The sequence below is a fragment of the Kocuria sp. CPCC 205261 genome (assembly GCF_040981025.1).
Lineage (GTDB): Bacteria > Actinomycetota > Actinomycetes > Actinomycetales > Micrococcaceae > Kocuria > Kocuria marina.
The window spans coordinates 1-525 of record NZ_JAVKPU010000073.1 but is presented as its reverse complement, the minus strand read 5'-3'; the positions used below and the strand labels follow the sequence as shown (position 1 = coordinate 525).

The following is a 525-nucleotide window of genomic DNA, read 5'->3' as shown; positions in this document are numbered from 1 at the left end:
AGTACCGCTTCTTCTGGATGTTCGGGTCGAACCGGCGCTTGGTACGGCGGTGCGAGTGCGAAATGCTGTGCCCAAAGCCCGGCTGAGCTCCGGTCACCTGGCAGTGCGCTGCCATAGTGTTCTCCTCCAATGTTGACGAAATGACGGCACGCAGTGGGTGCCGCAGATGATCACTCAGCTGCGGCAACGGGCGTCCCGCCACCTTCAGAATTGCCACCGTTCGCCAACCGGGCCCTCTCGTAAGGCCCGCGGCCGGAACCGGCGAAGGCCTCGCCACGATGAAGACGGTGAAGATCAAGGTGCCGGAAGGTGGACTCCACCACACGACAGCCTTGAATTCTAGGTCCGGACGGGCCCACCCGCAACTTGACGTCAGGCGTGACCAGTTTCCGCTCAGTCTACCGGCTCCCCCGGGCCCCGCAAACCGGGCGCCGGCCCGACCACCCGCACCGGGGCGGGCTTCGACCCGGGTTCCCGGCCGATCGGGTACCGGCAGTCGATCGCCGTGTAGGAGTGGTGGCGCCC

1 protein-coding gene is annotated in these 525 nt (G+C 66.3%); it reads right to left on the bottom strand.

What is annotated here, in order from left to right; translation table 11 throughout:
• On the bottom strand, positions 1–115 hold a 115-nt coding region (rpmB, locus tag RF646_RS13450; RefSeq protein WP_368836245.1), incomplete at its 3' end, for a 50S ribosomal protein L28.
• Between the last annotated feature and the right edge of the window lie 410 nt (positions 116–525).